Genomic DNA, 19,408 nt, shown 5'->3' on the forward strand with positions numbered 1-19,408 from the left:
GACCAACGTGTCCAAACTTCCACTGCGACCCGAGTTCCACTTCACTCCGCACCAGGGGTGGATCAACGACCCCCTCGCGCTCACCTATAAGGACGGCCGCTACCACCTCTTCTACCAATACGTACCCGGCTCGACCGTGTGGGGGCCCAACTGCCATTGGGGCCATGCAACATCCACCGACCTGATGAGCTGGACGGAAGAAGGAGTTGCTATCGCCCCCGGGGAGGGGGACGACGGCATCTGGTCAGGATCCATAGCCGTCCACCCCGAAACCGGGGACGCAACCATGTTCTACACCTCAGTCTCGGTCCCTGATTTCGGGATCGGTCGGGTACGCCAAGCGTTCCCCACCGACGACACCTGGAACACCTGGATAAAAGGCGACTTCGTCGTTGATGTGCCAGCCGAACTCGACACCATCGCATTCCGCGACCCCTTTGTCTTCCGTGACGGAGAGAAGTGGCGGATGCTGGTCGGAACCGGTCTACGCGGTGGCACCGCCGCCGCCACCTCCTTCTCCGCGACCGATCTCAACAAATGGGACTACGACGGGCTCGCAGCACAACGATCGGGCTCCGAAACCTCACAGGTCTGGACCGGAACCTTATGGGAGTGCCCACAGATATTCGAAATCGACGGCCGTTCAGTGCTAGTGACATCCGTGTGGGAAGACGACGTACTGCACTACGTCGCCTACGGCATCGGCACATACGAAGACGGGAAATTCAAGGCCGAAAGCTGGGGACAACTCACCTACGGCTCTGGCTACTATGCCCCCTCATTCTTCCGAGACAAAGACGGAGCGCCCGGGCTCATTTTCTGGATCCGCGGTTACCTTGACGAAACCGCCGGCCGCGCCAGCGCCCTAAGCATCCCCCACAGGTTGCGACTGATCGGCAACACCCTCATCAGCGAACCGCACCCAGACCTCGCCGCCTATGAGGGTTCATCGGATCAGGGAAGCGAATTCCACCTTGCCGCCGACAACGCCTACATCCTCACCTGGGACGGCACAGAAAAGGCAAGTCTGCAGCTTATTCAAGAAGACGTGCAGCAGGTCACGGTCACCGGAAAAGCTGGCACCCTCTACATCGCAACCGGGGGCGATGAACAACACATCGACCACACCCACGGTCGAGTCACAATGATCATCGACGGGCCCATCCTAGAGCTATTCACCTCGCGTGGGACATTCGCATTGGGATCAGGCCTTCAAGCCGACCAAAAAGTTACAGTAGACAGCACCGCACCGGTCCTCGTCCGCCAACTCTCACGGAAAGATGAGTAGCGTGATGCCCCAGTCCCGGATCCTGGTGGTCGGCGAAGCCCTCATGGACATCGTGAGCAGGGAAGAAGGACTAGACCGACACCCTGGTGGCTCACCGGCCAACGTGGCCGTCGGATTGGCGCGACTTGGGTCCGACGTCTCACTTCTCACCGGGCTGGCCGAGGATGCCATGGGTCTCACCATCTGGCGTTATCTCGAGAGCCAGGGCGTTAAGTTACTGCCATCATCACTCCACGCCGCCCGGACTTCCTCAGCCACCGCAGTTCTCCAGAACGATCGGGCGGCAAAGTACCACTTCGATGTGGAATGGACGCTCCCAGCGCGGCCCCTGGACGCTGCCTTCGACGTCATACACACCGGATCCATTGCGGCATTCCTGGAACCTGGTGCGGCAAGTGTCCGTCGGATATTCCAACAGGCAAGTAAGGATGGTGCGCTCCTGAGCTTCGATCCGAACATACGCCCTCAACTGCTGCCCCCACATCCCGTCTCGGTCGGAATGTTCGAGATGATGGTCGAGAATGTTGATGTGGTGAAGCTCAGCGACGAGGACGCGGAATGGTTGTATCCCCAGATCGCTATAGACGGCGTAATCGAAAAACTCCTCACACGGGGACCGGGACTCATCATCATCACCAGGGGAGCAGCCGGGGCGAACCTCGCAACCAAAGCAAACCGCTGCCGGATGCCAGCAGACTCGATAGACGTGGTCGATACAATCGGGGCAGGTGACTCATATATGGCCGCGGTTCTGAATCTAGTGGCCACGACGAAGCGCCTTCCTAGGGATCTGGCGGAGCTGGAAGCACTAGGTTCGCTTGCGGCGACTGCAGCTGCGATCACTGTCTCCCGAGCAGGCGCCCAACCTCCCACCCGACAGGATCTATACCAGTTTGCCGGCGTCTCACCCACGGTGAGCTGTCCCCCGCACCATTTGCGATGAGTTGCCCGACCACCACTTCATCGTGGGATAAGAATTAGACCACGAATACGAGAGCGGAATCTGAGGAAGTTCCCCTTGAGCCAGCAACGGTATAGCGACACGCCGGTAGCCGCGACTGTGGAGCAGGTTGCGAGACGCTTGCTGCCGGATCAGTAGGACCGGCCGGCACCGAGCGCGCACATCCATCTGGTGACTGCATCGCCGATCGTCAAAAGCGGACTCGCCGGTCGCCCACGCTCATCTGGAGGGCCGTTCCCTTGCGCTCCAGATGACCGCCCGCTACACCGTGACCTGATCGCTTCCGTACCGCATGCCGATCTGCCCGCGGACGTCGTCGAGAAGTTGCATCGTGGCGACCGAGTCAGCCCACGGCATGGTGGGGCTTTCGGTGAGTCCGTCCTGGATACAGCGGGTGACTTCGCGAAGCTGGTACACATAGTTGCTTCCCACCTGGCCGAAGGATTCGACGCGGGAGCGTCCGTCCGCCGTCGTGATGGTGAGGCTCGAAGGGTTGCACTGTGGGGTGGAGGCCGTCAGCCATCCGGCGTTTCCGCTCACTGTAGCGGTGCCGGGGCAGGCGGCAACAATCGATGTGAGCAGTTGGGCGACTGCCCCGTTCGCGTAGGAAAGCGTCAGGGCGTTCCGCATGTCCACGCCGTCGTCAGTGAGGGTTGCCTGGGCCGCGACGCCGGTAGGAACCCCCAGCGCTCCGAGCGCCCACGTCAGCGGGTAGACCGCAAGATCCAACAGCGCGCCGCCGCCGGCAGCCGGATCCCAGAGGCGGGAGTTCCGGTCGTAACCGGACACGAAACCCAGGTCCGCCTGGACCCACTGGACCTCTCCCAGCTCCCCCGAGGCAATGATGTCCCACGCCCGGTTGATGCTCGGCAGGAAGCGCGTCCAGACCGCTTCCATCAGGAAGACGCCCTTGGCCGCTGCGACGTCGGCGAGCGCCCGGGCTTCCGCAGCGTTGACGGTGAAAGGCTTCTCGCACAGGACGTGCTTGCCCGCGGCCAGGGCCGCTTCCGCCACCTCGCGGTGCTGGCTATGCGGCGTGGCAACGTAGACCACGTCCACATCCGGGTCATTGAACAACTGCTGATAACCGCTCACGCCCTTCGTGTCGGAGTAGCTGGTTGCGAAGCCGAAGTCGGCGGCGAAGCCGGCAGCATTCGCTTCACTGCGGGAGCTCACCGCGTGCAGCACTGAGTCTTCCAGTAGCGCCAGGTCTGCAGTAACCCGTCGGGCTATGGTGCCCGGGGCCACGACGCCCCAGCGCAGGTTCTTCCCGGTGGCTTTCAGCGGGTCAGCTCCGGGCTCAGCGCAGGGCGGAACGGGCAGGATGTGTTGGCGCATGGGTTTCCTTGGAAGGTTAGGCGGAGTCCCTGACCACCAGCGAGGTGGGCAGCAGGTTCACGCGGTCCGCCGGCTCCCCCTCGATCAGTGCGAGGAGGATCTCGGCCATCCGGTGTCCCATTTCGACGATGGGGTGGTGAATGGTAGTCAGGGCGGGCGTTACGGAGGTGGCAAAGGAGTCATCATCGAAGCCGACGACGGCGATATCCGCCGGGATGCGGATGTTCCGGTCGGTGAGCACCGAGCAGGCACCAGCCGCCATCTGGTCGTTGGCCGCAAAGAGGCCGTCGATCCGTTGCCCGCGGTCCAGGAGCCGCCGCATCGCCTCCCTGCCGGAAGCCTGCGTGAAGTCGCCGACTTCCACCAGCGAGGTGTCCAGCCGAGCTGATCGCAGGGCAGTCTCCCAGCCGCGCAGCCGGTCGATCCCCGGGTACATGTCCTGCGGACCGGCGATGGTGGCGATGGAGGTGCGTCCGGCGTCAACCAGGTGTTGTGCGGCGCGTGCCGCAGCGGCCTGGTTGTTCACCTCGACGTAGTAGCTGTCACCCTCACCCCGGAAAGGACGTCCCGCGAAGACCACGGGGAGCGAATCGCTGATTCTCGTCCAGGAGTGGTCCCCGCTGTGGTGGGAGACCACCAGCGCGCCGTCGACGTTGCCGCCAAGCAGGTAGCTTCTGGTCTTTTCAGGCCTTGCTTCAGACGAGACGATCAGGTTCAGCGTGTACTTCGTCTCCACCAGCGTTTGCGCGATGCTTTCCACCAGGGTGGCGAAGAACGGGTCGGCAAACACTTTCGAGGTGGACTCCGGAACCACCACTGCAACCGAGTTGGTGCGCCTGCTCGCAAGCGAACGGGCAGCGCGGTTGGGAATGTAGTTCAGTGTGGAGATGGCGCTCTGGACGGACTTCACAATGTCCGGGTCAACGTTCGGTGCATCGTTGACCACCCGGGACACCGTTGATCGTGAGACGCCGGCCAGCGCGGCCACCATTTCGAGGGTCGGCGCGGGCCGCGACCGGCTTGCGTCTGTCTTCACAATCATCTCCGTGCATGGTGCTGGAACCTGTGGGTCCAGTCTAGGTTGGCTCAGGCTCCTGACGGCGTGAGCCCCTGCACCCTCGACTGTTCCACCTCCCCATTGGCCCTCGCGGAGCTGATCAGCTGCCGGTAGGCGTGGCCGCTGTCCTTGACGGTCCGTTCAAAGGAGTTGTAATCCACCCGGACAATCCCGAAGCGCTTGCCATAGCCCCACGACCATTCGAAGTTGTCGAGCAGGGACCAGACGAAGTAGCCGCGGACGTCCGCGCCGGCATCGATTGCCTCACCGACGGCGGCAATGTGGTCGAGTACGAACGCGGTTCGCTCGGTATCATGCACCGCGCCGTCGCTGCTGACGGCGTCGTCGTAGGCTGCACCGTTCTCCGTCACGTACAGCGGTGGGAGGGTGGGGTACTCCTCGCCGAGGCGGACCAGCAGTTTCCGGAGCCCGTCCGGGTTCACTTCCCAGTTCATCGCCGTGCGCGGCAGGCCGCGGCTGGGGAAGGCGATGTCCTCAGAGCCGATCCAGCATGAGGACGTCTTGCGGGTGGTGCCGCCGGAGTGGCCGTCGCCGCCCCCGGTCGGGTGACCGCTGATGAGGTCGTCGTGGTAGTGGTTGACGCCGAGGAAGTCGATCGGCGTTCCGATGATTTCCAGGTCACCGAACTGGATGACGTCCCGGATGCCGAACTGCTCGAGGTCCGCGAGGGTGTCTTCGGGGTACTCCCCGCGCAGGATCGGGTCGAGGAAGATCCGGTTCTGCAGGGAATCGAACCGGCGCGCGGCATCGAGGTCAATGGGGTCCGTTGGGTCCTTCGGGATCGAGTTGCTCAGGTTCAGCGTGATGCCGATCTGCTCGGCCCCCCGAGAGCGCAGGGTGTTGACAGCGAGGCCGTGCGCGAGGTGCTGGTGGTGAATAGCGGCAACGGCAGCACTCGGTTCCTGCCGGCCCGGCGCATGCACTCCGGCAGCGTATCCAAGCAGGGAGGAGCAGAAGGGTTCGTTGAAGGTCGTCCAGTGCTGCACCCGGTCGCCCAGCGCCGAATAGACGTCATTCGCGTAGTCCACAAAGCGGTACGCGGTGTCCCGGTTGGCCCAGCCGCCCTTCTCCTCGAGTGCCTGCGGCAGGTCCCAGTGGTAGAGGGTCAGCCAGGGGAGGATCCCGGCGTCGAGCAGTTCATCCACCAACCGGGAGTAGAAGTCCAGGCCTTCCGGGTTTGGCCCACGGTCCCCCGGCCGGACGCGCGCCCAGCTGGTGGAGAACCGATAGGAGCCCAGCCCGAGCTCCTTCATGATGCGGACGTCTTCGGGCATGCGGTCATAGTGCTGGACCGCGTCCTTCAGGGTGTCGCCGTGGGCAATAGCCCCGGGTACACGTGCGAAGGCGTCCCAGACGGAATCTTCCTTACCGCCCTGATGGCTTGCTCCTTCAACCTGCGCTGCTGCGGTGGCTGATCCCCAGAGGAACCCCTCCGGCCAGGTTCTGGTCGCGCTTCCTGACACGGGTTCACCGCTGATGGGTAGGGGGCGGGTTGCGTCGAGTGGCATTAGCCTTTCACTGCTCCTTGCATGATTCCTGAAATGAGTTGTCGGCCTGCGATGACGAAGAGCACCAGCAGGGGAAGTGTCGCGAGAACCGCACCGGTAAGCACGATCGAGTAATCGACGTACCGGGCGGCCTGCAGTTGGCTCAGCGCCGTCTGCAGGGTGGGGTTGCCGGCGTCGAGCACCAGCAATGGCCAGAGGAAATCCGTCCAGGCGGTCATGAAGGTGAAGAGCCCAAGAATCGCCATGGCCGGCCGCGCGGCGGGAAGCGCCACGTGCCAGAACGTGGAGATCATGGATGCCCCGTCCATGCGCGCGGATTCGATCAGCTCATCGGGAATGACGTCCACCAGGTACTGACGCATGAAGAACACACCGAACGCCGTCACCAGCGTGGGGATGACGACGGCGCCGATCTCGCCGGTCCAGCCCAGGGTCCGCATCATCATGAACAGAGGGATGATGCCCAACTGGGTGGGGATCGCCATGGTGGCGATCACCGCGACCATCAGACCGTTGCGCCCCTTGAAGCGAAGCTTTGCGAAGGAGTAGCCGGCAAGGGTCGAGAAGGACACCACCGAAACGGTGATGATTCCCGAGATCAGGACGCTGTTGCCCAGCGCCAGCCAGAACGGGATGGTGTCCAAGACTTCGCCGGCGTTGCTCCAGAAGTTGCCGCCGGGCAGGAGCGGCGGCCAGGTTCCGGCGAGTGCCGAATTGGACCGGCTGCCGATGATGACGGACCACCACAGCGGGTACGCCGAGGCGAGGAAGAAGGCAAACAGCAACCCGTAGGTCAGGAACCCGGGACGGTACCCATTGCCGAGCAGCTTTCTCCGCAGAGCCGGCGGGCGCGTACCTTTCTTGCGATCGGTGGTCTGCGTCCTGTCGATGACGGTCATTTTCCACTCCTTGTGGTCGCGTCGTCTGTGCTGGCTGGGTTTCCAGCCGCTGATTCCCCCGACGGTGCCGGCGGCTGCGTTCCGACGGCAGGGAGTACGACGGCGGGAGCCGAGGACTTCTTCCTGCGCCGGCTGAGTGCCCCGCGGCGAGAGCCGCGTTCGTCTCCCGTGGTTGCAATGCGGCGCGAGATCAGCCAGTTCACGATGCCGAACAGGACGATGATGAGGAACAGGAGCCACGCGATGGTCGCAGCCTTGCCGAAATTCTGGCGCTGGAACGCCATTTCCCACAGGTAGAGGACGGTGGTCTGGAACTGACGTGCAGTTCCACCGGCGCTCCTGGGATCGTAGAGCTTGGGTTCGGTGAAGATCTGCAGACCACCGATGGTTGCGGTGATGACCACGAAGATCATGGTGGGGCGGATGCTCGGCAGGGTGATGCTGAAGAAGCGGCGGAACGGCCCGGCGCCGTCAATGGCGGCGGATTCATAGATGTCCCGCGGCACGGCCTGCATGGCTGCGAGGAGAATCAGGGCGTTGTAGCCGGTCCAGCGCCAGTTCACCATGGTGGCAATGGCGATGTGGCTGGGCAGGGTCTCGTTCATCCACATGATCCGGTCAATGCCCATGCTGGCCAGAATGTTGTTGATGAGCCCGTACTGCTCGCCGAACATGTTCGCGAAGATCATGGCAACCGCTACCGGAGTAACGATGTAGGGGAGCAGGATGCTCATGCGCCAGAACGTCTTGGCCCGCAGATTCTGGTCCAGGACGGCCGCAATGGCGGTTGCGACCACCAGTTGCGGGATGGTGGAGAGCAGGAAGATGCTCACGGTGTTGAACAGTGAGTTCCAGAAGAACCTGTCCTGCAGTACCTCGACGAAGTTCTGCAGTCCCACAAACTCGCCCTGACCCTTCAACAGATGCCAGTCGAAGAGGGAGACAACAAAGGTGTAGCCGAGGGGGAACAGCCCCACGAGCCCGAACAGGAGAAAGAACGGGGCTATATAGAGGTACGGCGACGCCTTCACATCGAAAACATTCAGGCGCTGGCGGAAGGTCGGTGCGGTCTTGCTGGCAGCGGGAGTCCCGGCTGCCGGTCGATTCAGTGTCGTGGTCATGACGATTCCAGTCCATGAGGAGGCCTCCGGTACTCCGGAGGCCCCACGGCCGGTGTGCTAGTTGTTGACGACGAGCTCGTTGAGGAGCTTGACGGCTTCGTTCCAGGCTTCGTCAGCCGTACCGGAGCCTGTATCGAGGATCTTCAGTGCCGGCGCGAAGACGTTCTCCTGAATCACCGAGTCCTTCGGACCCTTGAACTGCGCGACGACGCCCTCGGCCCGCGAGGCGAAGATGGCACCGTAGGGAGCGTCATTGAAAAGCTCATTGGGTACGGCGTCTTCCACAATCTGCTGCTGTGCCTCGATGGTGCTGGGGAAGTTGTTCGCCGCGGCGGACTGCTTGACCTGCTGCTCCGGGGCGGTCAGCCATGCTGCCAGCTTGGCTGCCTCTGCCGGGTGTTCCGAGCTTTCAGGAACGGAGAGGAAAGCTCCACCCCAGTTGGAAGCGCCGCCCGGGAAGACGTCAGCTACGTCCCAACCGCTCTCGGGTCCACCGCCTGCGGATTCAAGCTGCTCCTGAATGGTGCCGAGCATCCACGCGGGGCACACATGGACGGCGAAGGAGCCATCAACGAAAGCTTTACCCTTGCCCCAGTCGAACTGCTTCTGGTTGGCGGACAGCCCGTCGGCTGTGCCGGCTGCAAGGAGATCGAACTTGGCGCGCATGGCCTCGTTACCCTCGACATTCAGCGCGCCATCGGCCGTGTAGTAGCCCTCCTCCATCTGGTTCACCATGGAGTTCCACACGAACGCAGACTGGTCATACCAGGCTTTGCCGGTGGCCTCGTTGTACTGCCGGCCCAGGTCGAAGTAGGTCTCCCAGGTGGCGTCGTCGCCGCCGAAGAGTTCAGCAACTTCTTCGCGGTCCGTGGGGAAACCTGCTGCCTCGAAGAGGTCCTGGTTGAAGCACAGTGCCTGTGGCCCGATGTCGGTGCCGTAGCCGATGACGCGGCCGTTGGGATCGGTGCCCTGCTCGAACTTCCAGTCCACCCAATTCTCCTTGATGTCCTGGGCACCGTGCTCATTGAGGTCCACGAACTGGTCAGACACCTCCATGATCTGGCCGAGCCAGCCCTCCTCGACGGCGACGACGTCGCTCAGACCCGATCCGGCTGCGAGTTTGGTGAACGCATCGACGCGGGCGTTGGCGCTGCCGTCGATGTTGTTGGCCTCGATGGTTACGCCGGGGTTGGCTTCTTCGTATTCGGCATACAGATCGTCATAGCCGAAGTTGCCGAAGGTGGTGATGGACAACTCGATGGGGTTCTCGGCGCTGGCCGGTTCATCGCTGCTGCTGCCGCAGCCCGTGGCAACGAATGCCAGGGTCATAGTGCCGGTGAGGGCGGTGATCATTTTGGTGCGTCGTGAAAGGCTCACGGTCACTCCTTTGTGTGCGTGCTTCGATGGGGAAAGGGCGTGCTGGATTCCACTGGCTGGCCTTCTGGAAACGGACGCGATTAGCCTGCGTGGAGAATGGTGCGAAAGTTTGATGGAGCGCTCCATCGGCGGTTCAGTCAATCTACAGATGACCTGGGTCACATGTCAATAGAGCGCTCTATCAGACGTCTCAGCGTCCACGCCTGCGTTGCTACAGCGACCGTGGAATAGTGGCGGGATGATCAACCAGCAGCAGCTCTGGGACGACGAGGCCGCTAGCAAGTACGACACCCCCGGGGAGGGAATGTTCTCGGGTGATGTTCTGGCTCCGACAGTGGAGGTTCTGTCCGAGCTCGCCCACAGCGGCCCCGCCGTGGAGTTCGCCGTGGGAACGGGCCGGGTCGCCATTCCCCTTTCGGAGGCCGGCGTTCAGGTCAGCGGCATCGAGTTGTCACACGCAATGATTTCGCGGCTACGGGAAAAGGTTGGCGAGGACCGGATACCGGTGGTTCAGGGCGACATGACCGTAGCGTCGGCTGGCAGAAACTTTTCTCTCGTGTTTCTCGTGTTCAACACCATCGCGAACCTCTTGACGCAGGACGAGCAGGTGGGATGCTTCCGCAACGCTGCTCGCCACCTGGCACCCGGCGGATGCTTCGTTGTTGAACTTTGGGTGCCGCAGCTGCGTTCACTGGCGCCCGGACACAGTGGGACAGTCGAGGTGAGCCAGCCGGGGTATCTCCTCATTGATACCTATAACGTACTCACGCAGCATGTGATCTCCCACCACGTAACCTTCGGCCCGGAGCTCGCTGATGGCCGGAACGCGCAGATCGGGCGCACGCCACACCGCTACATCTGGCCCAGCGAACTCGATCTCATGGCGAGGCTGGCCGGCTTCGAACTCGAGTCCAGGTGGGCGGACTGGGACCGCAGCCCATTTACCGCGGAATCCCGAAGCCACGTCTCGGTGTACCGGCTCACTTCTTGACCTGCAGCCTCGAAAATCGCGGCACCCGAGTTCAATTTCATGACTGGACGCCTGTGTTCGATATCGCGCACTTCAAAAGCAGAAGCTAAGCGAAACCGGATAGCTGCGTTGCTTCGAAGGTAAGGACACATGCACCCGTGATCTGCGCCGCCGGCTCCACGAGCGATGCCCTGATCCGGTCAGCGTCCGCCGGCAGCCACACGGGAGTATCCGCTGCGAGCGGAAACACCGCCACCTCGACCACCCGCCGGTCGGTGTCCTGAGCCGGCGTGATGTCGATGTCCCACACCGAACCGTCCCAGAAGACGTCTTCCTCGCGGCCTTCAAACAACGACGACGCCGTGTCACCCACCAGCTCAAGGCGCAGCAGGGAGCGCTCCCCTGCCTTCGCCTGGCCGCTAACGCTGATGGTGTAGCGGGCGGCATGCGCAGCGAAGTCATCGGGGGACGGCGCGGAGGCGCGCCCCGGTACGGTTACGGGCCGTGCCGGCGGTGCGGATGCGGGAGCTGTCCGCGTGATCGTCACTTCGTGCGCCTCGGACGATACGGTGAACGGGTCGCGCGAGAAACCGTCGTCGTCCGCTTCTCCCGTGGGAGGGAATACGGCCACGGTGCCGGGTTGGTGCGCATACACCGCAAGTCCGCCATCCCGCTCCACCACAGGGGCAGACGAAAGCACCAGACGACGACGGCCGCTGACAGTGGGCGTCCACGCTTCCAGCGCCTGGGACGCCGAAAGAACCAGCACGCGCAACCGCCCACCCCTCTCACTGGTCAGGGTGAAGAAACCCGGGCGAAGGTCTTCGAGTACCCGCTCCCCGCCCACCGGCACACTGGGGTGGCCCTCAACCGCGTACGCGGCCGGCACGGCCAGGTGGGCATCGACGCCGTCGTTCGCGGTGAGGACCAGAACCGGCGGCTCCCCTGCGGCTTCAAGCACCGTCAGGACGTTGAGCGTGGCCCACCGGACGACGACGCCTGCCACCTCCAGCTGGACCGGCCAGGACAGGAACTCCCCGGCTGGGAGATCGACCGGCCGGTGCGGGAACAGGACACTCTGGTCATCCAATCCGATCTCGAACTGCACGCCGGTCCGGGCGGGCAGCGGCTCATGCGGCCGGTGGTTGTTGATAAATACAAATCCGCTCGCACCGTCGCTGCGCAGTGACCAGCGCAGGCCGCCGTCGTCGTCGTTTTCCGGGATGGTGGCATTCATCGCCGCGAGGCGGGAGCCGAAAGCCTCAAGGAAGGAGTGCTGGTTCCGCAACCGGTGGAAGCTGTCCCGAATTTGGAGGTGGGCGCCGATGGGTGCGCCGAAGTCGTAATTCAGCTCCGGGAGGTCGTTCGGGTAGCCGGTTGCGTGGGACTCCTGCAAGCCCTTGCGCGGGTTGGTGCCGCCCACGTACATGTAATAGCCCTGCCAGGTGGACCCGCTGCCGAGCTTGCAGAGCGCGACGGCGGCAATATCCCGTGCGGTAGGCGCCGGACGCCGGTGGTAGGCCTTCGCCATTCCGCCGCCGAGTTCGCAGGTGGCGGCCGGGAAGTCGGGATGCTTGGCGCCGACGACGCCGGTCCAGCTCTCACCCGCGAGGTCCTTGCCGATTCCGGGATCATCCCACTGGTGGGAAAAGGTGAAGTGGGCCTGGAAGCTCTCGTCCCAGCCCTGGTTCGTGTCCACCCAGAAGCCGTCCGAGTAGCCGCCGTAGAGCGGGAACACCTCGCCCACCGGGATGTCCGCACTGCCCCACGCCGTTGCCGTCCACAGCGGCGCGAAGAGCCCGCTCTCCCGGGCAAGGTCCTTGAGGGCGAGGATGTGGTCCGGCTGGTCGTAGATCTCGTTCTCAAGTTGGATGCCGATCACCGGGCCATCGCTGCCGCAGAGACCGGCCACCTCACGGCCAATCTGCCCGAACCAGGTTCTGACGGCGTCGAGGTAGCGGGGATCGTTGGTGCGTTCGGTGTAGTCCGCGTTGACCACCCAGTCCGGATGACCGCCGTTGCGGACCTCGCCATGGCACCACGGGCCGAGGCGAAGGATGACCTCGAGGCCAATCTCCTCACACAGCTGCACGAACGCCGCGAGGTCGAGGTTGCCCTCGAAGCTTGGAGTGCCGTGTTCCTCCGGCTGGTGATGAATCCAGAAGATGTAGGTGGCGACGACGTTGATGCCGCCCGCCTTCATCAGCCGCAGCGCATCGGCCCAGCGTTCGCGCGGCTGGCGGCTGTAATGCATCTCGCCGGTGACGGGAATCCACGGTTCACCGTTCCGGAGAATGCTGCGGTTGGTGAGCGCTAAGCCGGGGCGGGCGTCGACGTCGTTGGCCATCCGCGGGCGGGTTTCGGGAGCGTCCCAGCCAACGTGGGAGATCTTCAGGGCGGGCATGGTTTCGACGGTAAGCGCATTCCGCGCGCCGGGCAACAACGTCAGGGCTCGAGGACGTACGCCAACAGATCATTGAGCGTCTGCTCCATGTGCCGGTCCATCGCCAGCCGGGCGCGTTCGGTGTCATGCGAGCGCATGGCGTCCATGATGTTGGCGTGCTCGGCAATGGCGTTGATCTGAATCTGGACCACCTTCGAGGTCTGCGCGCGCCGGGAGGCAAGGATCCGGGTCAGCGGCTCAAACAGCACCGCAACAAACACGTTTCCGGACGCATGCAGGATCAGATCATGGAAGGCGAGATCGGCAGCGACGAAGCGGTCGACGTCGTTCTCTTCATGGGCGGCGCGCATCTGCGCCAGCTGCCCGTCCATCTCGGTGAGTTCCTCGGCGGTGATGCGGCTCGCGGCGAGTTCGGCGGCGCCGGTTTCGAGCATGCGTCGCAACTCGATCAGCTGGACGGCCACCGCAGCATCCTCCTGGCCCTCCGACGCGGCACGCAGCACAGCTTCAAGGGACGACCACTGGTTCAGCGGGTTCACGAACGTCCCCCGCCCACGCTCCACCCGGAGGATGCGACGTGCCACGAGGGTCTTCATCGCTTCCCGGACGGTCATGCGGCTGACCTCGTGCCGCGCGCTCAGTTCCAGTTCGCCGGGGACACCTGATCCAGGCGGGAATTCACCGGCAACAATGCGGTCGAGCAGTTCATCAGCAACTTCATCGACCAGCGATTTGCGTGCCATGCTCCCCCTCTTCCAGTAACCAGCCCAGTGTACTTGCGCGTCTGCATGGCCTGTGTCACACTAATGGATATGCAAGATGTCTGACATCTTACATTTAGAATAAAGGCTAGCTATACACAACGGAGTGCACAGTGACTACTGAGACGAACCTCCTCGCCGGTTACCCGGCCGAGCTCGCCGTATCCGCCAACGCGGTGGCGCAAACGCTTGAGAACCGCATCTTTGTAGTGCTCGACGACGACCCCACCGGCACGCAGTCGGTCTCGGATCTGCCGGTCCTCACCCGCTGGGAGACCGAGGATTTCACCTGGGCGTTCGGCGAGGGAAAGCCTGCGGTGTACGTGCTGACCAACACCCGAAGCCTTGATCCCGCGGAAGCCGCCGCCCGCAATGACGAAGTGGTCCGCAACGCGCTCGACGCCGCTACCCGGCTAGGATCCGACCTTCGCGTGAGTTTCGTCAGCCGCAGCGACTCCACCCTACGAGGGCACTACCCGCTGGAGCCGGACGTTATTGCCGCCACCGTGGCCGAGATGTCCGGTGAAGCTACCGACGGCGTCGTCATCATCCCCGCCTTTCCCGACGCCGGCCGCATCACCATCGGCGGAGTGCACTACACGCGCGGAAGCGATGACGAACTCATTCCGGTCGCCGAGACCGAATTTGCGAAGGATGCCACCTTCGGTTTCGCGAACTCCGCGCTGCCGAAGTATGTGGAGGAGAAGTCCGGCGGGCGGTTCTCCGCCGGTGACGTGATCGTTCTCGACCTGAACATCATTCGCGCGGGCAGCGAAACCAGCAATCCGGAGCTCTCGGCGACAGCCATCGCAGACGCGCTCGACGGCGCTACCGGCTCCACTCCGATCGTTGCGGACATCGTCACCGAGAACGATCTCCGCGCGCTCTCGCTCGGCCTCGCCGAAGCTGAGCGGCGCGGCAAGCGCCTCCTGTACCGGGTGGGCCCGCCGTTCATGCGTGCCCGCATCGGGCAGGATGTCCGCGAGCCGCTCACCAGCGATGAGGCGTTCGCCGGTACCAGCCCGAGCACTGCGGGCGGCCTTATTGTTGTCGGCTCCCACGTGGGCGTGACTACACGGCAGTTGAACGTGCTGACCACTGAACACAGCGCAGCCCGCATTGTGGAGATCGATGTCGAGCGCCTGTTCACCGCGGACGCGGACCGCTACCTCGACGAGGTCGTGGACACCGTCAGCACCGCCCTCAACGGCGCGGACGTCATTATGCACACCAGCCGCCTCCTGGTGCGCGCCGATGATCCGGCCGAGAGCCTGCGCATCGCGCGCACCGTTTCTGCCGCCGTCGTCGACGTCGTCAACCGGACGCTGAAGGCGTTCCCTCCCCGCTTCGTCATTGCAAAGGGCGGCATTACCTCATCCGATGTTGCAGCCCACGGCCTCGAGATCCGCCACGCGATTGTGCGCGGTCCCATGCTGCCCGGAATCGTCAGCCTCTGGGCGCCCGTTGACGGCCCCGCCAAGGGCATCCCCTACATCGTCTTTGCCGGGAACGTCGGCGACGACCGCTCCCTTGCAGACGTGACGCGCACCCTCAGCGCCACCTTCTGACAGCTTTCTCACTGCGCAGTTCAACCCAGCACGTACCAATGGAGATACAGATGAGCACCACTGATTACCAGGTCACCGTCCTCGGCCTCGGCGCGATGGGGCTGCCGATGGCAACCCGACTCGCAACACAGCTGACCGTGCACGGCTTCGACATCGCCGAGGAGCGGCTCAAGCTGGCGAACGACGCCGGTGTGCGCACCTTCGCTTCCGGGCGGGACGCGACGCACGGCGCCGACGCCCTCCTGCTGGCCGTCCGTAACGGCGAGCAGCTCACCGAGGTCCTGTTCGGCGAAAACGGTGTCGCCGCAGCGCTGAAGCCGGGCGCCGTCGTCATCCTTACCAGCACCGTCGGCACCGAGGCGATCTCCGGCACTGTCTCGCGTCTCGCGGAATTCGGCGTTGCCCTCGTTGACGCGCCGCTGTCCGGCGGACCGAAGCGGGCCGGGGAGGGGGACCTGCTCATCGTCGTGGGCGCCGACCCTTCGGCTGTGGAAGCGGCCCGCCCGGTCTTGGAGCTGCTGGCGTCAACGCTGAGCATCGTCGGCGACAAGCCGGGCGACGGCCAGGCCCTGAAGACGGTGAACCAGCTGCTGTGCGGCGTTCACATTGCCGCTGCCGCTGAGGCGATGGCACTGGCCGACGCCCTTGGCCTCGACCAGCAGAAAACCTTGGCCGCCCTCGAGGCTGGAGCCGCCGGATCCTTCATGCTCTCCAACCGCGGCCCGCGGATCCTCGAGGCCTACAGCGAGGACGGCGCCGAAGTACTGAGCCGGCTCGACATCTTCGTCAAGGACATGGGGATTGTCGGCAAAGCCACGCGGGGCGCCGGGCTGGCGACGCCGGTCGCGGCCGCGGCTGAACAGCTCTACCTTCTCGGTCAGGCCCAGGGCCTCGCCGCTGCGGATGATTCCGCCGTCATCCGAGTTGTTGCGCCCACGAGGCGCAGCGCCTGACGTCGTCGCTCACTGCACCATTCGGAACCGCACCGTTCGCGCTTCCAGGCGGCTCCCGCCGTCGTCGTTCTTATCAGCAGCCTCACCGTGAGGCGCCCCATGTCATAGGAGACACCCCCTTATGAGCCCTCTCGCTCTCCTCGCCATTGCAGTAGCGGGCGTTGCCCTGCTGCTCGTGGGAGTTATCAAGTTCAAGATTCCCGCGTTCCTCGCGCTGCTGGTGGTGAGCGTGCTGGTGGCGCTGGTCGCGGGCATTCCGCTCGGCGACATCGTCAGCACCGTCACTGAAGGTATGGGTGGAACGCTCGGCAACGTCGCGATCCTCGTGGGCCTCGGTGCCATGCTCGGCAAGATGATCGAAATCTCCGGCGGCGCCCAAGCGCTTGCAGGCAAGTTCACCTCGGTGCTCGGCCCGCGCCGCGTGGTTGCAGCGTTGACCTCCGCGGCGTTCCTGCTGGCCATTCCCGTGTTCTTCGATGTCGGCTTCATCATCCTCGTGCCGATTATCTACGGTTTCGCCAAGGCGGCCGGCGTGAACCCGGTCAAGTTCGGCCTGCCGGTGGGCGCCATCATGCTCGCCATCCACGTGGTTGTTCCGCCGCACCCCGGTGTTGTGGGAGGAGCCGGGATCCTCGGCGCGGATATCGGGTGGACCACTGTGCTGGGCCTGCTGCTCTGCATCCCGGTCGGCGTACTGGGCTACTTCGTTGCGCAGAGACTGAACCGCCGCGAGTACGAGATGCTTCCCGCAACCGCCGCCCAGTTCAGGCTTTTCGGTACCGGTGAGTCCGACGTCGAGCGCGACACAGCCGCCGGCAGTACGGGTGGAGTTGCCACGCAGGTCCGCACCGCGCCGAGCCCCGCGATGATCATCTCCCTGATCGTGCTTCCCATCCTGATGATCATGGTCGGGACGGTCGGCGCCATCCTCCTGCCCGAAGATACCTTCGGCCGCGACCTCGCCGGCTTCATCGGCTCACCGCTGATCGCGCTGCTGACGGCTCTTGGCCTGACCTACTACTTCCTGGGCATCCGCCGCGGCTGGTCCTCCCAGCACACCGGCGAGGTCATGGATTCAGCGCTGGCTCCCACCGCGATCGTCATCCTCGTGACCGGCGCCGGCGGCGTCTTCGGCAAGGTGCTGACCGTTTCCGGGATCGGCACGGCGCTGGCTGAGGGTCTCGCTGCCGTTGGTCTGCCCATCATTATCATGGCGTTCATCCTGGCCGCAGTTCTGCGTGCGTCGCAGGGTTCGGCAACCGTCGCCATCATCACGACGGCGGGACTTCTCAGCGCGGCCGTCGCGGCCGGCGGCTACTCCCCCGTGCAGACGGCGCTCATCCTGATCGCGATTGGTTTCGGAGCGTTCGGTTTGAGCCATGTGAATGACTCCGGCTTCTGGATTGTTACCCGCTTCCTGGGCCTCTCCGTGGCGGATGGCCTTCGGACCTGGACCGTGCTGACGACCATCCTCGGCGTTGCCGGCTTCCTACTCACCCTTGTGGCGTGGACGCTCGTGGGCGGGTTCGCGGTCTAGTTTCACCTTCGCGCGATACCGTTCGCGCCTCCCGTTAGCTTTTTTGCCATCCGATAGCGGCCTTCCGCTATCGGATGGCAAAACTGTTATCGGATCAGTTGTAGTCATCCGCTCTCCCACCCGTTATTGTTCGGAACAGTCCGCTCCTTGTGGAGGGGCGCCGAGGGGGGAAATGAACTGGATCCGCGCCAACCGGCTGATTGCAGCCGGTTTTGGCATCGCCGTCGTCGGGCTTGTGCTCGTTCTTGTTGCCGGGGCCACCGCGCCGCCTGCGACGTTCGGCTGGTTCGCCTATGCACCGTTGGCAAACAACGCCGTCGTAGCACCCGGCCCGACTGCGGGTGAAATCTTCGGAGCGTCCCTCGCCGGAGCGGGTCTCATCCTGTGCGCCGGAGCCCTCGGTTACCTGCGGGGACGGCGCGGCACATGAGGCCGCTGCTGATCTCGCTGCTGGGGGTCGCCGCGCTCCTGATACTGGCCGGAGTGTCGCTGCTGTTTGGCCGGCCGCCAGCCGCTCTCCCGCTTCCCACCGCTCAGTCTGAAGCGAGCATCGCGTACGGTTCGGAGCTCGTGATCGCGTACGACGACGGCGCCTCCTCCTCCGATCTGCTCACCACCGCCGCTGGCCTGCTGGTGCTGGGCGGCCTGATGATCAGCGCCGGCGCCTACGGCGGCCGGCTCGCGAGGGAGGCTCCGGATGCGGACTGATTCCGGTTGGCGGAAAGCGATCGCGGTGTTGTCTGTGGGAGCGCTGCTGGTGGTTCTTGGCGTGTTTCTGGTGATCGGTTCCCAGCCGGCTCCCACGCAGGACTTCGGTTTTGTCGGAGGGCAGGGCCAGGAATTCCACATCACCTCGAACGGCGTCCTGAGCAATGGGCCGCTGTTGCTCAGTCCCACGATGGGAGGGGTGTTGCTCGGCACCGGAGTGGCGCTGGCGGCGGGCGTCGGCGGGTTCGTGCTCGGCCGTCGTCGTCGTTAGCTCCGGCTAGTCCTGGGCCATCTCGTTTCAGCGTGGCGATGTACAATTTGTACATGACCACAGACATGACGGTAAGTCAGGGCCGGGCTGCACTCAGCGCCGTGACCGCTCGTGCAGAATTCGGCGGCGAGACCACCTACCTCACCAAACACGGGCATCGCGCCGCAGCCGTGGTGCCGGCAGCATCTGCCGAGTTGCTCGAACAACTGGAGGATCTTATCGACGCGAGGAGCGTTGAAATTGCCCTCGCAAACCTTGACTCCGGGAAGGACGAGCGAGTGCCCTTCATCCGCCGCAGTGGCGCTAACCCCGCATAGTGACTTACTCCATTGCGCTCCTTCGTTCAGCAGACAAATTCTTGTCCAAGTTAGTGAGACAACAGCCGTCCGATGCGCAGAATATTGAAGAAGCGATTCAAAGCCTGGCGGAATCACCTCATCCGCCCGGATGCGAACAACTCAAGGGCTACTCCGGCATATTCCGTATCAGAGTAGGCAACTACAGGATCTGCTACCGCGTAGACGGCGGCGAGCTACTCATACTTGTGATTGTCATCAACGAGCGGAACGAAATCCATCAGGAGCTGCGGCGTCATCTAGGGCGCTGAGCGAGATTGCTGGACGTTACGTAGCTATCCAGTAGCGAAGCTTCGCCCCTCGCTGGACT

Annotated in this window: 19 protein-coding genes; 11 read left to right on the forward strand and 8 right to left on the reverse strand. The window is 63.9% G+C overall.

The annotated features are described in order from the left end of the window. The first annotated feature begins 7 nt into the window (after window positions 1-7). Entirely contained in the window at window positions 8-1,288 is a 1,281-nt protein-coding gene (locus ABFX19_RS04745) for a glycoside hydrolase family 32 protein (protein ID WP_346027679.1), read from the forward strand. Further along, window positions 1,281-2,231: a carbohydrate kinase family protein gene (locus tag ABFX19_RS04750; protein ID WP_346027680.1), complete on the forward strand. Its 951-nt coding sequence runs from the start codon at window positions 1,281-1,283 to the stop codon at window positions 2,229-2,231. The genes ABFX19_RS04745 and ABFX19_RS04750 overlap by 8 nt, the downstream gene beginning before the upstream one ends. A gap of 279 nt (window positions 2,232-2,510) precedes the next feature. Here ABFX19_RS04750 and ABFX19_RS04755 read toward each other — a convergent pair whose 3' ends face one another. Genes ABFX19_RS04755 through ABFX19_RS04780 form a run of 6 tightly spaced genes read right to left on the reverse strand, consistent with a single transcriptional unit; the run spans window position 2,511 to window position 9,546 of the window. Then, on the reverse strand, window positions 2,511-3,587 hold the full coding sequence (locus ABFX19_RS04755; RefSeq protein ID WP_346027681.1) for a Gfo/Idh/MocA family protein: 1,077 nt from the start codon (window positions 3,585-3,587) through the stop codon (window positions 2,511-2,513). A gap of 16 nt (window positions 3,588-3,603) precedes the next feature. Continuing rightward, a complete protein-coding gene (locus ABFX19_RS04760) occupies window positions 3,604-4,623 on the reverse strand; it encodes a LacI family DNA-binding transcriptional regulator (protein WP_428831011.1) in 1,020 nt (339 codons plus the stop codon). A 50-nt stretch (window positions 4,624-4,673) separates the two neighbouring features. After that, window positions 4,674-6,173 carry a GH1 family beta-glucosidase gene (locus tag ABFX19_RS04765; RefSeq protein ID WP_346027682.1) on the reverse strand — a complete coding sequence of 500 codons (1,500 nt, stop codon included), beginning with the start codon at window positions 6,171-6,173 and terminating at the stop codon, window positions 4,674-4,676. Beyond that, window positions 6,173-7,072: a carbohydrate ABC transporter permease gene (locus tag ABFX19_RS04770; protein ID WP_277357503.1), complete on the reverse strand. Its 900-nt coding sequence runs from the start codon at window positions 7,070-7,072 to the stop codon at window positions 6,173-6,175. The genes ABFX19_RS04765 and ABFX19_RS04770 overlap by 1 nt, the downstream gene beginning before the upstream one ends. Beyond that, on the reverse strand, window positions 7,069-8,193 hold the full coding sequence (locus ABFX19_RS04775) for a carbohydrate ABC transporter permease (RefSeq protein WP_277357504.1): 1,125 nt from the start codon (window positions 8,191-8,193) through the stop codon (window positions 7,069-7,071). Before ABFX19_RS04775 ends, ABFX19_RS04770 begins: the two co-directional genes overlap by 4 nt. Before the next feature lie 57 nt (window positions 8,194-8,250). After that, on the reverse strand, window positions 8,251-9,546 hold the full coding sequence (locus ABFX19_RS04780; RefSeq protein ID WP_428831024.1) for an ABC transporter substrate-binding protein: 1,296 nt from the start codon (window positions 9,544-9,546) through the stop codon (window positions 8,251-8,253). Window positions 9,547-9,808: 262 nt separating this feature from the next. Between ABFX19_RS04780 and ABFX19_RS04785 the strand changes: the two genes are divergently transcribed. Next, a complete protein-coding gene (locus tag ABFX19_RS04785; RefSeq protein ID WP_346027683.1) occupies window positions 9,809-10,561 on the forward strand; it encodes a class I SAM-dependent DNA methyltransferase in 753 nt (250 codons plus the stop codon). Between the two features lie 85 nt (window positions 10,562-10,646). Here ABFX19_RS04785 and ABFX19_RS04790 read toward each other — a convergent pair whose 3' ends face one another. Together ABFX19_RS04790 and ABFX19_RS04795 are read right to left on the reverse strand one after the other, a co-directional pair. After that, on the reverse strand, window positions 10,647-12,944 hold the full coding sequence (locus ABFX19_RS04790) for a beta-galactosidase (RefSeq protein ID WP_346027684.1): 2,298 nt from the start codon (window positions 12,942-12,944) through the stop codon (window positions 10,647-10,649). Between the two features lie 41 nt (window positions 12,945-12,985). After that, window positions 12,986-13,687 (reverse strand): FadR/GntR family transcriptional regulator, encoded by a 702-nt coding sequence (locus ABFX19_RS04795; protein WP_056545251.1) that lies wholly within the window; start codon window positions 13,685-13,687, stop codon window positions 12,986-12,988. A gap of 131 nt (window positions 13,688-13,818) precedes the next feature. On the opposite strand from ABFX19_RS04795, the gene ABFX19_RS04800 reads away from it, so the two are divergent. From ABFX19_RS04800 to ABFX19_RS04835, 8 genes are all read left to right on the forward strand, one after another. Next, a complete protein-coding gene (locus tag ABFX19_RS04800) occupies window positions 13,819-15,273 on the forward strand; it encodes a four-carbon acid sugar kinase family protein (RefSeq protein ID WP_346027685.1) in 1,455 nt (484 codons plus the stop codon). 50 nt (window positions 15,274-15,323) lie between these two features. Continuing rightward, on the forward strand, window positions 15,324-16,226 hold the full coding sequence (locus ABFX19_RS04805) for an NAD(P)-dependent oxidoreductase (RefSeq protein ID WP_346027686.1): 903 nt from the start codon (window positions 15,324-15,326) through the stop codon (window positions 16,224-16,226). A 121-nt stretch (window positions 16,227-16,347) separates the two neighbouring features. Beyond that, on the forward strand, window positions 16,348-17,763 hold the full coding sequence (locus tag ABFX19_RS04810) for a GntP family transporter (RefSeq protein ID WP_277357508.1): 1,416 nt from the start codon (window positions 16,348-16,350) through the stop codon (window positions 17,761-17,763). Between the two features lie 172 nt (window positions 17,764-17,935). Next, window positions 17,936-18,193 carry a hypothetical protein gene (locus tag ABFX19_RS04815; protein WP_277357509.1) on the forward strand — a complete coding sequence of 86 codons (258 nt, stop codon included), beginning with the start codon at window positions 17,936-17,938 and terminating at the stop codon, window positions 18,191-18,193. Continuing rightward, entirely contained in the window at window positions 18,190-18,471 is a 282-nt protein-coding gene (locus tag ABFX19_RS04820; protein ID WP_277357510.1) for a hypothetical protein, read from the forward strand. The genes ABFX19_RS04815 and ABFX19_RS04820 overlap by 4 nt, the downstream gene beginning before the upstream one ends. After that, on the forward strand, window positions 18,461-18,742 hold the full coding sequence (locus ABFX19_RS04825; protein ID WP_277357511.1) for a hypothetical protein: 282 nt from the start codon (window positions 18,461-18,463) through the stop codon (window positions 18,740-18,742). Before ABFX19_RS04820 ends, ABFX19_RS04825 begins: the two co-directional genes overlap by 11 nt. A gap of 53 nt (window positions 18,743-18,795) precedes the next feature. Further along, window positions 18,796-19,059 (forward strand): hypothetical protein, encoded by a 264-nt coding sequence (locus tag ABFX19_RS04830; RefSeq protein ID WP_277357512.1) that lies wholly within the window; start codon window positions 18,796-18,798, stop codon window positions 19,057-19,059. Next, window positions 19,059-19,349: a type II toxin-antitoxin system RelE family toxin gene (locus ABFX19_RS04835; protein WP_277357513.1), complete on the forward strand. Its 291-nt coding sequence runs from the start codon at window positions 19,059-19,061 to the stop codon at window positions 19,347-19,349. The genes ABFX19_RS04830 and ABFX19_RS04835 overlap by 1 nt, the downstream gene beginning before the upstream one ends. The last annotated feature ends 59 nt before the right edge of the window (window positions 19,350-19,408 follow it).

It is taken from the genome of Arthrobacter parietis (assembly GCF_039530425.1).
GTDB classification, from domain to species: Bacteria; Actinomycetota; Actinomycetes; order Actinomycetales; family Micrococcaceae; genus Arthrobacter_D; species Arthrobacter_D parietis.